Below are 14,566 nucleotides of genomic sequence, written 5' to 3'. Positions count from 1 at the left end.
ACGGTTTTCATTATTTAACCCGCCATCCATCTGTATTTTGCTGCAAATTCCACAAGCTTGCATACAGACCTTGCTGTGCCAGTAATTCGGCGTGCGTCCCTTCCTCAATCTTGCTTCCCTGCTCCAACACAACAATCTGATTCGCATTCTGAATCGTCTTTAGGCGATGCGCAATCAGAATCACCGTCTTGTTAGCTACCAACTCATTGATGGCCTGCTGTACGGCAGACTCGTTCTCCGGGTCCAGAGAAGCGGTTGCCTCATCCAGCAGGACAATGGAAGCATTCTTTAAAAGAGCACGTGCAATGGAAATGCGCTGCTTCTCTCCTCCCGACAGGGTTGAGCCTCCTTCACCAACCGGCGTATCATAGCCCTGCGGCAGACGTGAGATAAAATCATGACAGCAGGCACGCTTGGCCGCTTCTTCAATCTCTGCCTGAGTCGCATCCATCTTGCCGATTCTGATATTGTTGCCAATCGTATCCTGGAATAAATACACATCCTGAAACACCATCGAGATATCCCGTAGCAGACTGGAGGGGTCCATCGTTCGGATATCCGTTCCCCCAATCCGAATTTCTCCTGCCTGGATGTCCCAGAAGCGAGCCAGCAAACGCGTCACCGTACTCTTGCCACTGCCTGATGGGCCAACCAGCGCCGTAATTGTGTTCGGCTCCATGCGGAAGGACAAATCCCGAAGAACCGGCTTGCTATCATCATAACCAAAGGTGACCCGGTCAAATTCAATAGGTGTATGCGGTTGAATGCTCGCCGGCCCCTGCAAAGGAGACTCCTGCTGCACATCCATAATTCGCTGAGCGCTATAGGCAGAATAGCGCATCTCTCCATAATTCATAAGTACAGTGGTTAACGGCTCAAACACCTTGGTCCCAACCAGCAGGAACAGCAAAAATGAAGAAAGCGCCAGTTCACCGCCCACCAACAGGTAGCTGCCTGCAAAGATCATCAGCGTCATGCCGGAGCGAGTCAACAGCATAGCCCCCATAATCATGGGGCCCATAATTCCTTCCAAAGAAATGGAGGCACGCTTCAATTGATCGAAGGACTGCCTTAGACGCTCAAAGCGTTTCCCGCCGATATTGTGAGCCTTAATCTCACGGATTCCTGCTAAATATTCCTGAAGACGGCTGGCCGCCTCATTCTTGGCCTTTACATGGTTCTCGCTCAACCTCGCCTGCATTGAATCTGTAAGCCAGAGCAGCAATACACCGAATGGAATCGCTACAAACATAGCAAGCGCCATTCTCCAATCCAGAAAGACCATCCCGGCCAGGGCTATTACAGGCAGCATAATCGCACTGATCAATTGGGGAACATTATGAGAGATGGTTTGTTCAACCTGTCCATAATCCCCAAGGAGCAGATTGGTGATATCACCAGGATCACGCTTGCCGAAAAAGCCCAGAGAAAGGTGACGAATATGCTCTGCCAAGGACAGCCGACCCGTGGCCGCGACACTATAGGCTACCTTATACGTCTTATCATAAAGCGAGCTGTAAGCCGCATATTGCACAGCCAGCCAAGCAAGTAGAATAAGGCTAACCGTCCACAAGCGTCCGACATTCAGCTCTGTCGCCCCGGTCTGGGAGAAGAAGCGGTAAATGGTGTTGAATATATCCACCAGCAGCGCCGCTGGCACAATCTTCGCCATCCCATCCAGCAATGCGGCGAATGTGGCCGGACCCAAACTGCGAATATTGCCGCCCGATATATTGTGGAAATATTTAAGCATTCTCCATTCCCTCCTTCATGCCAGACACCGTTCTATCCACTTCTCCCAGCTTCCAGGTGGCCGCACTCATATGAGCCCGCCATAATTGCTCATATAGTCCTCGCTTCTCCCGAAGCTCCTCATGCTTGCCACGTTCAACAATTTCTCCACGATTCACGACCAGAATTTGCTCTGCTCCACAGATGGTGGACAATCGATGGGCTATAATCAGCACGGTCTTTCCCTTTACCAGTTCAACCAGACCCTGCTGAATTTTGTGCTCATTCTCGGCATCCGCATAAGCCGTAGCTTCATCCAGCACCAAAATTGGCGCATTCTTCAACAACGCCCGGGCAATCGCAATTCGCTGTGCCTCACCGCCCGATAAATAGGTGCCCCCTTCGCCAATTCGGGTATTGTAGCCCTCTTCTAACTGGACTATAAAGTCATGGCAACAAGCCGTCTTCGCCGCCTGGACAACCTCTTCACGAGTGGCCGTTGTATTGCCCATCCTGATATTCTCTTCAATAGTATCGTAAAAAAGATGCACGTCCTGGAACACAAAGGAGACGACATCCATCAGCTTCTCCGTGCCCATGTCCCGAATTGGCACACCACCGATCGTAATTTCACCCTCCTGAACGTCCCAAAAGCGCAAAAGCAGATTGGCAATGGTTGATTTCCCTCCACCGGAAGGCCCCACGAGCGCCGTCATTTCTCCAGCTCTGGCTATAAAGCTAATCCCGTTCAGTACAGGCTTGTAATCCTTGCTCTCCCGGCTCTCATAGGCAAAGGATACTTGGTTAAAGACGACATCATAGGAGGTCGGAATGCGCGGAACCGCAGGCTCCTCGGTCATCGGTTCAGCGAAGATAGCCTCGATACGCCGATTGCCTTCCACGATCTCCCGCAGACCACCGCCCAGATATAACAGCTTCAGCAGCGGTGCGGACAAGCTTGGCGCGACAATCAAGAATAAAATAAAGGTGATAGCAAAAGCCTGGTTAGCCGAATCACCGTTGAAGATAAGGATGCCGACAGGGACAATAAAGACAAACAACGAGCTGATAATAACGAAAAACAAGCTATAGGAGGTTTTACATAAATTCGTAATTCTCAAGGAAATATCACGGTATTTATCTACGGCCTGCTTGAATGTCAGGAAGGAGTCCGCTGTAATGCCGAATACCTTCACGGCAGGCATCCCTCTTACATACTCCACCCCCGTCGCATTCATCTCTTCCACCGCATATTGAAATTCGCGATAGGCTTTTTGCCCGTTTTCGCTGCCGAACATGCGGGATTGGAGCCAGATGCCGAAGGCAATCGGCAGAAGCAGCACCAATGCCAGCCGCCAGTCGAGCCAGAACAGGTAGCCGATCATAAGCAGCGGCACAACTACCGCACTAACTATATCAGGTAGTTGATGGGCGATAAACTGCTCCATTTTTTCAACACTAACCTCGATGATTTTCTTTAATTCGCCCGTAGCCGTTCTGGTATGATAGCCCATAGACACCTTGGCTACATGATCAGCCAGACGCACCCGCAGTTGATACAAAATGTTGAAGGCTGCAATATGCGAGCACATCCCCCCAATATATAGGGTGATCAAGGAAGCCAGCAGAGCAACGAAAGTGGTCATTCCCCAAAACAATATCAGGTCCTTATCAACATTCATGGGGTCCCGCGCATGTAGAAGCAGTTCTTCAATAATCTTGTATATCGCAACAAACGGAGCAATTTGCAAAAGACTGGAAATGACGGAGAATACGCTCGCCGTAATCAGCAATGCTTTCTTCTCCCCCGCTATTCTAAGCAGTCCCGATACCTCGGATTTCGCTTTCATCTGGCATTCTCCTTATTCTTTGAAGTCAGTAGGCGACTAATAATTGATAATGATTATTATTATCAATTAGATTTGATGCTTTGACAACCCTTTTCTCTATGGCGTCACTAATAATTGTACAAAGCAACAGAAAGACCCCAAAGATGCAACGATGAAGTTGCAAGTCTTTGAGGTCTTGGGAGACCCATCTATTTCCTCTGTCTATCGTTCCAGCCCTCCAGATAATACTCCATAGCTATCAGGGCATGGCTCTTGAATTCCACTCTATACCGTTCTATCTTCTGGTCAATGATCACCTGGCTCATAGCTTCTGGCATGCTGACCACATTTTTAAATCCTACGATGATGGCGTGCTGGGCCTGGAACAGTTCATAGAAGTCATCTTCCGTAAATCCCGCCACCCGCTCCACCAACAAACGTACAATACGTTCTAATGAAGTGAACATCCCCAAGCTAACCTTTACTGTCGTCTCATAATCTATATTTCGCTCCAAAATGGTGCTCTTGATGGCGCTCAGTCGAATAAAGACAGATTTCTCATCCAAAATGCCTGCCATTTCCTGCAGGAAGAAGACTTTAAACTCTTCATATGTCATTTTCCCTAATGGAAGCAGCAATTCCTCAAAGCCCTTGAACCGCTTCTCATATTCCAGAAATAAAATCTCCATAAAGAGAATTTCCTTCGTGCTGTAATAAAAGAACATCGTCCCCTTCGACACGTTGGCCGCCTTGGCGATATCAATCATTTTAATGTCTTCAAACGTGCTGTTCTTATATAAATCATATGCCACGTTCAGTATCAGCTTGGCTTTCTCGGCCTTGGCAACGTCTGTCATCGCTCTTCTCATGCCATCACCTCATATCCCGGAATATCTATTGACTTAAGGTCAATGGTATGAAAATGCACTTGGCTTGTCAATGCAAAGCAATCGCTCTATTTCAACATCCCTCTGATCGCCTTATCCAACGTTCGGTCACTTAACCATTTACTCATCAAAACAGAGGGTTTGGCCATTTTGCCTACCGCATATCTTGTTTTGGGACGGTTTACCTTTATCGCTTGAGCGACCACATCCGCAATCACGGTTGGTGGTGAAGAGGCACCGGGTTTGTACGAATTAGCATGCAGCTTGGCTACGCCCGTAGCAAGCTCCTTATAGGGACCCTCTCCGGAATTTTTCAACATCGGGCTTCCTGATACTTGGGCGAATTCCGTATCAATCGTACCTGGCTCAATAATCACAACATCGATGCCGAACGGTTCCACTTCAACTCTTAAGCAATCGGACCACCCTTCCAAGGCATGCTTGCTGGCATGATACCAGGCACCCAGAGGGGAATGCATTTTTCCGGCCACCGAAGAGGTATTAATAATTTTGCCGCTCCCTTGCTGTCTCATCTGTGGCAGGATCAACTGGGTAATTCTGGCCAGACCAAACAAATTGACCTCGAACTGATATCTGGCATCCTCCAGACTGACTTCCTCGGCACTGCCGTAGAGAGCAAAACCCGCGTTGTTGAAGAGTACATCGATTCTGGATTGCTCCTTCAAGATTCGCTGAACACAGGCCTGTATATCTTCGTCCTTGGAAATATCCATTTGTATCGGAATCGCTCCCAGGCTTTGCAGATCCTTCATGGGGTCTATCCGTCTTGCGGCAACATAAACGATATGTCCTTCGGACAGCAGCTTCTTGGCGCTTTCCTTCCCAATCCCCGATGATGCCCCGGTAATCAGAATCACTTTTCGTTCCATACCATACCCTCCCATGCAAAATAAATGATTAAAATACAAATGACCTCAGGTCATTGACCTAAGGTCGACTATAAATGACCCTAGGTCATTTGTCAATTTTATTTTGCTTCATGATTATGTAGTTGATTGTACAGATTTAATAAGCGATCTAATTGCTGTGATTTCTGAATTACCTTTTTTCCTTGCAAACCGTACAACTCGGCCAGTTTATTTAATTCCTTTCGCTGTTTCTCAATTTCTTCGCTTAGTTTTTTTCTCCTTTCCATCGTTCTTCATCCCTTCCTCTCTTGTAATATTTTAGGATGAATTGTCGAATCATTGATTTTTTTATTTACGGCAATCTCTTAAAACAAAAACACTCCCATTACAAAAATGGGAGTGATCTTCGCGCTCTTTCAAAATCATTAATTTTCACTTGCTGTATTAGAATTAGACCTAACTATTCTGAATCATTTCTGATGAGTATTGCCCCGATTGTAATGATATTTTTCTAATTTTAAACAGATAACCACACAATAATAGCCCATATCCCAAGCCTAGACCAATATAAATACCTAGTAAGTCAAGCTGATGAATAAAAATATAAAGAAACAGGAGTAACATAGCGTAAATGCAGGTGGAGTATACTAGTACCCACTTTTCTAAATCAATAGCCTGTAAGGCTGACTTTACAATAATTTGAATACCATTAATTAAGCTGAAAAAGGCTGCCCAAGGAAGAATATGAACAACTAGCGTAATTATAGAAATTTTATCTGTCATTAAGCTGGCTACAGGATTTGCAAAAACAGTTATTAGAATAGATAGTGGAATTGTAACAATTAATCCAAGCGTAATTGACAGCGGAATAAGCTTTAGAAAATGGCCGTTTTTATTACCATATCTTTGAGCTGTCAGAGTTAAACAACTTCCAGAGAACCCGTACATAGGTATAAGAAGAAATTCAAGTAATGTGGTGACTACACTGTATGTAGCTATAGATTCAACCCCAATACGTACAATTAAAATAGAAAGCATCATTGCAAAGAGCGTAAACTCAATCAAATCCTGTAACGCAAGTGGGAAATATAATTTCATTAATTTAGCTAAAATAGCTTTATTAAGGCTGAACGAGAAGCTGATTTTTTTCCATTTAAAAAAGGCAAAAATGTAAATGATCATATTTACAGCTAAGCCTAAAACAGTACCAATTGCAGCCCCCTTCACTCCAAGTTTGGGAAATCCAAATTTCCCATAAACAAGCACATAGTCAAAAAACACATTAATTATACTTGCCGGGATAAAACTCATGAGAAAGATTTTGGTTTTATTTATATTTTTGAAAAAAGCTGAAAAATTAAACAATACCATATTTAGTCCAATTCCTAACCCACCAATATATAAATATTCAGTAGCAGGTTCTAAAATCAAAGGCTCCAGACCATATATGTTTTTCAAAATTAGTTTTCCAAACAAGAGGATAATAATTTCGCACAGTAAGCCAATCACGATACATAAATTCACACTTGTGCTAAATGCTTTTCCGAACATAGTTAGATTATTTTCGCCCAAATATCTCCCACCAATAATATTGAAAGCCATTGAAATCATACCGATAGTTCCTGTAATTAAAAACAGAAAGGATGATGCAATACCGACTGCCGCAAATTCATGAACCAGGGTTCTTCCTATAATAGCTTGATCACCAATCTGAAAAAAAACTTGAATTATTTGTGTTAACACCATTGGACCTACAAAGTTAATCAGGAGTTGCATATCGCTTTTATTTTCTTTAATCCAATTTTTAAGCATACATGATATCTCTTAACTTTTGATCTTTAATTGTAATGTATTTATCTAATTCTGTTAAAAATTCCTTTATATCTGAAATTACTTCATCGTAGCCCACATGATAATTTAGAGCGATAGTTGTTGCTATGTTCTCTAAATTTTCACCTTCCTCTAATCTGTTAATTATTTCAACTGTTATTTCATTAATCATCAGGACACTACCATTAATCGCCAATACACCTGTTCCGTCATCCTCTGTTCTTAATATAAAAGGCACCCCAAGATTTTTTATTTTCTTCTTCACACTAAGACCCCCTTCGGACACCTTGTATCAGAATGATAAATACTCTTGTTCATAGCAAAAGCACACGCTCTACAACCTCCACCACACTTGTTTAACAAATCACAGTTTCTACAAGCGCCTGTTATATTATTAATTGAAGCTGTTCTAAATAAATTAAATATTTCAGAATAATTCCATATTTCCAATAGGCTCTTATCCAGCAGGTTTCCGGCACTTAATTCATTTTCTGAGATCATAAGACTACAACCGTAGACGTTTCCCTTTCCATCTATTGCCAAGTTGTCTTTGCCTGCTGTGCAAAAAAACTCATGCTCATCAAAAGTAGTTTCTGCATCATTACGAATCCATACATCAATGTCATCTTCCCTACCATTATTTAATAGGGGTAAATATAATTCCCAGGGACATTTACTCTCTCCTGTAGAAACAATATTTAAATTTACTGGGAGTGCATGATTTTTCTTAAGCGTCGTTAATTCAAGGAGTATTGCTGACCACTCATCAAAATCCAGATATACATCAGAGAAGTTTTCAGAAGCATTGCCCACTGATGCAAGCAACATAATCGCAACATTTTCAATCCCCATCTCAGCTATGAATTGTATCGTCTCCAGCACATATGGGGCATTATATTTAGTTAGAGTAATTATTCCATCAACTGGTATGTTAAACTCATGTAAATTCCTTATCGCCTTAACTGTTTTATTAAAAGCACCTAACTGCCCTCTACACTTATCATGTATGCTTTCATCCGGACCATCAATACTTATACAAATTTTGGATACGTTTGTTTCACTAATTTGTTTGGCTATTTCCTTATTTATTAGAGTTGCATTTGTATTTACGTAATATTCAAAATCATACTTATCCGCTAATTTCATTATTTCTAAAAAATCTGATCTTAAAAAAGGTTCTCCTCCTTCTAAGCTAACACGCATAACCTCCAACTCATCCAACTGCATAAATATTCTATCAATATCTGACAACTCCAGAAAATTAATATTATTTTTAATATCAGGCGCTGATGCTGAACAAAAATCACAATTAAGGTTACATCTAGATGTAACTGAAAAATCAGCATAAAAAGGTTTTCTTACAACAGAATTAGTCATATGTAAGCCTCCCACTATAAATTAATGCTTTCTTGGCCCTAATATATAAAATCAACCTTCTGAAGGTAGCCTCTTTGCTATTGATAAAAGCTAAGATTATTCTAATCTTAGCTTTTATCAATACACATTAATTTAAGATGTTTTACGGATAGGGTCACTAGAAATAACATGGTTTTTACCCCAAAGAATAACTGGCTTTAATTCAGGTTTTGTGTAAGATTTCATCTATTATCACCTCCTATTAATAAATATAGAATTTATGGTTTTATTTGTAAATATTTTTATTTCTTTATATTTAATTTCCAGTAATAACGGCAGCAAAAAGACTCTCATTAAAAAATGAGAGCCTTGCTTCATTCTGCTGTAATCATTGTTGAAATAAAGGATTAATGTACAGATTCACAATGTGTTGTTTAATCTTTTCATGGGTTAGGCCCCGCTGTGCTTTAAAAAAGAGATACAGATCTGGTGTCAAGGTGGCTAACAAGGCATCCGTTCTAAATCCGGCATCGCCGTCCTTATTGTTCTGCATCGACGGTGATGCTGCAATGAGTTCATACACCTGTGCATATAAGAAGTTATACACCTGAGATTTGTATATAATTTGCTGTCCTTCTTCGCAGGAGGGTCCTTGGATATAAACTAGCCAGTTGGAGTGCTTGTCAATAAATTCGACAGCATAATGGATCAATGCCACCAGTTTTCCTTGTAGAGACATCTCCTTATTTTGTTGCAGATAGCTGCTTACTTTATCAACGAACTCCTGGCTGCTTTCTTGGATCAGGTCCTGACATATCTCCCCTTTATGGGCATAGTGCCTATAAAGCGTACCTTGTCCAATTCCTGCTGTTGTTGCAATCTTCCTCATCGTAATGTTATTGATTCCATGTTCTGCAAATAGCGATTGTGCCGTCTCTAAAATACGCAGTCTGGATTTAATGACGTCTTTCCGCTCTTTTTTCGGTTGCATTTCATTACACCTCTTGAGTGTATTCTAACAAAACGCCTCATACTTTACGATACATGAGCTACGAAACACTGGGTTTTGAGGCGTTCTTATGCAGAACTATAGGGACTGCTGGCGTCCCTGCTTCTTGATAGCCTGGGGCGCGGAGTTAGATTGGAACACTAACTTGATTAATGGTGGCGTTACTAATGTGGTCAGAGTGACGACGAGCACAACGGATGTGAAGTATTCCTCTGGCAACAAACCTGCGGATAAGCCTGAAGAAGCAATGATTAAGGCCACTTCTCCTCTAGAGATCATCCCCGAACCGATTGCTGCGGCCCCGCGGAATTTAAATCCGGTCAACAAGGCACCCAAGCCGCCACCAACCCATTTGGTCAAAATCGCCACGCACGTGAGTAACAGCATGAACCCAATTTGATTCCCCATTCCCTCAAAGGTGACATTAAGCCCGATGCTTACAAAGAAAACAGGTACAAAAAGCGTATAGGCAATAGGCTCTACCTTCGTTTCCACAATATGTCGATAAGACGTTCTTGAGATGGCTAACCCTGCGGCAAAGGCCCCTATAATTCCTGCCACCCCCAGCATTTCCGCAAAGTAAGAAAAGCCGAAACATATCAGCAGAGCGCCACTCATAATACCTTCAGTTATCTTGAATTTGGCCATCAGCTTTAAGGCCCATGGCACTACAAACCAACCTGCTGCAATAATTATGGTGAAGAAGAGTAATTTCTTGAAGATCATCAAAGGAATGGACACGGCCTCTGCCGTCCCCAGCAAGCTCATCATTACCGCAAAGAGAACGACTACCACCACGTCATCCACCACAGCAGCTCCCAGAATCGTGGTTCCCTCCCTGGAACTCAGTTGATTCATCTCTTTTAAGGTCTGAACTGTGATACTGACAGAGGTTGCGCACAGAAGAATTCCTATAAATAAAGCGTATGTTTGAGACAGTCCCAAGCCTACAGCCAAGCCATAGCCTCCTATAAAAGGAAGAATGATTCCCCCGAATGCTACCGCACAGGAAGGAAGCCAATTTTTACGCAGTTGCTCCATATCTGTCTCCAAACCGGCTATAAACATAAGTAGCAACACACCGATTTCCGCAAAAGCATGAATCAGCTCTCCACTATGCACCCAGTTCAAAACAGCGGGACCAATCAGTACCCCTGCAAGCAGCTTGCCTAATACAGCCGGTTGACCAAGCCGCACGGACAAATCTCCGGCCAGCTTCGTTGAAACGATAATCAGAATAAGACTCAAAATAAATGACATCAACAATCCCCTTCCTTTGAAGTAAATGATGTATATGACCGACCTAGCTAATTTTGAAAACAAAAAGAGCCCATCAACACACGATTTCTTGTAAATAAATACAAGTATCCCGTATTTGACAGGCTCCACCGAGTCATACATATTGAATTAAAATTAATCATAAGTCATTTCAGTAAAAATTTCAAGACAATACCTGCCTCAGGCACCACCTCTGTTTATTTAAGAGTTGAAAGGAGTTAAAATTGGATCAAGCCATACCCTAGTTGAAGCAAGTACACTACGCTCTTTTTATTTCGATAAATTTGTTCATTCTAACAAATAGTAATAGGCATCTTGCTTACTACTGACAAGGAGGGCTCTAATGGAATCGTTCGAACACATATTACTCATGCTGGCCGCCATATCCCTGTCCTATTTGATTAATCGATTTATGCCCAGACTTTCCATCCCTATCATCCAAATTGCTTTGGGTGTGGGGATTTCACTGCTGCCATTGGAGCACTCGATTGAACTGGACCCGGAGTTGTTCCTGGTGCTGTTCATTGCTCCTTTACTGTTCAATGATGGCAGGCATACGGACAAGAAGACATTATGGGAGTTGAAGAAGCCGATCCTCCTCATGGCGCTTGGGCTTGTATTCGCTACGGTCTTTGTGCTTGGCTATTCCCTGCACGCGCTGATCCCCGTTATTCCGCTTGCCGCGGCTTTCGCCCTGGCCGCAGCACTCGCACCAACCGACGCTATTGCTGTTGGCGCGTTGAAAGAGCGGGTAAAAATTCCTCCACGTATCATGCACATCCTGGAGGGGGAATCGTTAATTAATGATGCATCTGGTCTGGTGTCTTTTCAATTCGCCGTAGTAGCCATGATGACCGGAGCGTTCTCCTTGGCATCCGCAAGTCTCGGATTTTTATTTATCTCACTGGGTGGCATTGTGTTGGGACTAGCCCTCACGCTGGTAAAATCCATCCTTGTGCGCTGGATTCGTAGACTGGGTATGGAAGACGTAACCTTACATATGCTGATTGAAGTGTTGACTCCATTCCTCATCTTCATGGCCGCTGAAGAATTAGGTGTCAACGGCGTACTTGCCGTTGTCGCGTCCGGGATTGCCCACTCTTTCAGCTTCCGAAGACTGGACCCGGAGTTGGCCAAGCTTCGTGTTGTTTCCAAAAATACCTGGTCCGTCATTATCTTCACGCTGAATGGACTCGTGTTCCTGTTGCTAGGGACACAGCTTCTGAATATTTCCCGTGACATCTGGATCAGCGGGGACATTACTCATACCCGCCTGATCCTCTATATTCTGCTTATCACCGTGTTCCTCTTGGGTCTGCGCTTCCTATGGGTAATGATCGCAGTCAATCCCTCAATCAAGCGAGAAGAGGACAGCCCATCCCGCAAATGGAGGGAAGGACTGATTCTAAGCTTTGGCGGGGTCAGAGGTACCATTACACTCGCAAGTACCTTGTCTCTGCCCTTGCTGCTTGCTGACGGGTCCGCATTTCCAGCAAGAGATCTGATGATCTTCCTGGCCGCTGGGGTAATTCTGACGACGCTGCTGATAACCAACTTCCTGCTCCCCGTTCTCATTGGCGAAGAGAGCGAGGCCAAGCGAGACATCGAAGAGGAGGAAGCCAAGGTTGAAATTTTGCGCAAGGTAATCGCTAGCCTGCATGAACAGGCAACCGAAGAGAACAAGCTGGCGCTTCAGGTGGTCATCCACGCCTATGTCAACCGAATTCAAACATTGGACACACAAGATTTAGGGGAAGAGAAACAACGCAAATGGTGGATTTCCTGTCTGGAGTGGGAGCGTGAACGTACCCATCTAGCGATTGAGAATCAGGAGATCGACCTGTTATTCTTGCTTCGCTACCTATATCGATTGGATCGGAGATTACATCTCTATACGAGCGATGTACGTTACCGTGGCAATAAGTTACCTCTCAAGAATTTGACTCATCTTCTGCGAAGAAGGCCAGATTCCCACGATGAAAGAAAGCAACGCAAAGCAAGGATTGATGCCTTCCATGCGAAGAACTGCGAATTTGTGCTCCGCAAACTGGGGGAAGCTCTTGCCGAAGCCCCAACAGAGACAGAGGTTATCAATCCTTTAATCTTGCGTTATCAGAATGTACTTGCAAGGGTATCGAATAGCAATAACTTCTCTAGCCCTCAGGCCTTCGAACAAGAATTCGATGAATTAGCCAGAATCGGGATTCAGCTAGAACGTGATTACACCCATGCTGCCTTCGAGAATGGGCAGATTTCCAGAGCTGCGATGACCGAACTGAGACGGGTTATTTCTTTGATGGAACAAGATCTCAAAGTGGAGGCCCTGTAAAACTTGCTGTTTCAGCCCTCCGCTGCACAATTGCCAGAGAAGTCTGGTGCTCGCCCTCCGACGATTACCAGGCTGCCACCAGCCCGTCCGTACGACTATCGCTGCCGCCGACCAGAACTCCGCTGCCCGGATCACGCCAAATGATCTGGCCACGTCCGAAGCTATATGCATCGGCAGCAGCCTGGATATCATGTCCCCGCCGGGCCAAGGCCTGAGCAATATGTGCCGGGAAGCCAGGCTCTACCAGCACGGTTCGGCCCCCTTGCCATTGCCAGCGCGGAGCATCCAGCGCCGCCTGGGGATGCAAGTGGAAGTCGAGCGTATTCATCAGCACCTGAACATGACCTTGAGGTTGCATCAGCCCGCCCATGACTCCGAACGGACCCACCGCTTCCCCACCTCTTGTAAGAAAGCCCGGAATAATCGTATGATAACTTCTCTTGCCTGGTTCCAGACGATTGATGCTGAGCGGGTCAAGGGAAAATCCATAACCCCGGTTCTGCAAGGCAATACCGGTATTTTCAACGACCAGGCCGGAACCGAAGCCGGTATAATTGCTCTGAATGAATGAGACCATGTTGCCTTCATCGTCAGCGGTAGCTAAATACACTGTGCCACCTGCCGGCGGCTTACCTGCTTCCGGCAGTGCCGCCGTGTCCCCGATCAGAGCGCGACGGGCATCGGTATATGTCGGATTCAGCAGATCAGCCGGCTTGATCTTCATGCCGCGAGCATCGCTGATATAATGCTGCCCATCGGCAAAGGCCAGCTTGATGGCCTCAATCTGACGATGAACCGTCTCAATCTCCTCTCGCTCGTGCCGTTCCCAGCCCCTGAGAATCCCCAGGGCCAGCAATGCCACCAAGCCCTGACCGTTGGGCGGAATCTCCCAGACATCATATCCGCGATAATTCGTCGAGATCGGGTCCACCCATTCGGGCGCAAACGCCGCCAAATCCCCGGCGTCCAGGAACCCGCCATGCTCGGCGATGCATGCCACGATTCGTTCTGCCAGCGCTCCGCGGTAGAACGAATCGGCGTCCGTCTCGCCGATGAGGCGCAGCGTCGCCGCGTGCGCAGGCGAACGGGCACGGTGACCGGCAGCGCGCCGTACTGCGGCATGCGGTCATGGCCCAGCGCCCGCACTGCCTCCAGCGAAATAGCAGCGGGCGACGGGCCGCTGCTATTCAAGCCGTGCAGCTTGCCCTCGCTCCACACCAACGCGAAAGCATCGCCGCCGATGCCGTTGGAGCAAGGCTCCAGCACGGTTAAGGCCGCGGCCGTAGCAATGGCCGCGTCAATCGCATTGCCGCCGCGCTTCAACACATCCAGCCCGGCCTGCGCAGCCAGCGGCTGGGACGTAGCGACCATGCCCCGCGCGCCATAGACCGGAACGCGATGGGACGAGTAGGGATGATACAGCGGATCAAATGCCATGAAGCACCTCT

At 45.4% G+C, this 14,566-nt stretch carries 11 protein-coding genes and 1 pseudogene; 1 reads left to right on the top strand and 11 read right to left on the bottom strand.

Annotated elements, in window-relative coordinates:
• Positions 1 to 10: 10 nt before the first annotated feature.
• The 10 genes from BN3279_RS04105 to BN3279_RS04065 all read right to left on the bottom strand — a co-directional run bounded on the left by BN3279_RS04105 (position 11) and on the right by BN3279_RS04065 (position 10,771).
• The gene (locus BN3279_RS04105) at positions 11 to 1,753 is read right to left on the bottom strand and encodes an ABC transporter ATP-binding protein (protein WP_059049375.1); all 1,743 of its coding nucleotides are present in this window, start codon (positions 1,751 to 1,753) and stop codon (positions 11 to 13) included.
• A complete protein-coding gene (locus BN3279_RS04100) occupies positions 1,746 to 3,581 on the bottom strand; it encodes an ABC transporter ATP-binding protein (protein ID WP_059049374.1) in 1,836 nt (611 codons plus the stop codon). Before BN3279_RS04100 ends, BN3279_RS04105 begins: the two co-directional genes overlap by 8 nt.
• 188 nt (positions 3,582 to 3,769) lie before the next feature.
• Positions 3,770 to 4,429, bottom strand: a complete 660-nt coding sequence (locus BN3279_RS04095) for a TetR/AcrR family transcriptional regulator (protein WP_059049373.1) — start codon at positions 4,427 to 4,429, stop codon at positions 3,770 to 3,772.
• Between the two features lie 86 nt (positions 4,430 to 4,515).
• On the bottom strand, positions 4,516 to 5,337 hold the full coding sequence (locus BN3279_RS04090) for an oxidoreductase (RefSeq protein WP_089153425.1): 822 nt from the start codon (positions 5,335 to 5,337) through the stop codon (positions 4,516 to 4,518).
• 98 nt (positions 5,338 to 5,435) lie between these two features.
• Positions 5,436 to 5,603, bottom strand: a complete 168-nt coding sequence (locus BN3279_RS23330) for an aspartyl-phosphate phosphatase Spo0E family protein (protein WP_082672931.1) — start codon at positions 5,601 to 5,603, stop codon at positions 5,436 to 5,438.
• A 169-nt stretch (positions 5,604 to 5,772) separates the two neighbouring features.
• On the bottom strand, positions 5,773 to 7,128 hold the full coding sequence (locus BN3279_RS04085; protein ID WP_059049371.1) for an MATE family efflux transporter: 1,356 nt from the start codon (positions 7,126 to 7,128) through the stop codon (positions 5,773 to 5,775).
• On the bottom strand, positions 7,121 to 7,411 hold the full coding sequence (locus BN3279_RS04080; RefSeq protein WP_059049370.1) for a PqqD family protein: 291 nt from the start codon (positions 7,409 to 7,411) through the stop codon (positions 7,121 to 7,123). Before BN3279_RS04080 ends, BN3279_RS04085 begins: the two co-directional genes overlap by 8 nt.
• The gene (locus BN3279_RS04075) at positions 7,408 to 8,523 is read right to left on the bottom strand and encodes a radical SAM/SPASM domain-containing protein (RefSeq protein WP_059049369.1); all 1,116 of its coding nucleotides are present in this window, start codon (positions 8,521 to 8,523) and stop codon (positions 7,408 to 7,410) included. The genes BN3279_RS04080 and BN3279_RS04075 overlap by 4 nt, the downstream gene beginning before the upstream one ends.
• A 367-nt stretch (positions 8,524 to 8,890) precedes the next feature.
• Positions 8,891 to 9,493 (bottom strand): TetR/AcrR family transcriptional regulator, encoded by a 603-nt coding sequence (locus BN3279_RS04070; protein WP_059049368.1) that lies wholly within the window; start codon positions 9,491 to 9,493, stop codon positions 8,891 to 8,893.
• Between the two features lie 96 nt (positions 9,494 to 9,589).
• Positions 9,590 to 10,771, bottom strand: coding sequence for a cation:proton antiporter (locus tag BN3279_RS04065; RefSeq protein ID WP_059049367.1), 1,182 nt, complete (start codon positions 10,769 to 10,771; stop codon positions 9,590 to 9,592).
• 361 nt (positions 10,772 to 11,132) lie between these two features.
• Between BN3279_RS04065 and BN3279_RS04060 the strand changes: the two genes are divergently transcribed.
• Positions 11,133 to 13,118 carry a Na+/H+ antiporter gene (locus BN3279_RS04060; RefSeq protein ID WP_059049366.1) on the top strand — a complete coding sequence of 662 codons (1,986 nt, stop codon included), beginning with the start codon at positions 11,133 to 11,135 and terminating at the stop codon, positions 13,116 to 13,118.
• 64 nt (positions 13,119 to 13,182) lie between these two features.
• On the opposite strand, the pseudogene BN3279_RS04055 reads toward BN3279_RS04060, so the two are convergent.
• Positions 13,183 to 14,555: pseudogene (locus BN3279_RS04055) on the bottom strand (gamma-glutamyltransferase family protein).
• Positions 14,556 to 14,566 lie beyond the last annotated feature (11 nt).

Source organism: Paenibacillus senegalimassiliensis, assembly GCF_001486585.1.
In the GTDB taxonomy this organism is placed as follows: domain Bacteria; phylum Bacillota; class Bacilli; order Paenibacillales; family Paenibacillaceae; genus Fontibacillus; species Fontibacillus senegalimassiliensis.
The sequence above is the reverse complement of the archived record's forward strand: the minus strand, read 5'-3'. Positions and strand labels throughout refer to the sequence as shown.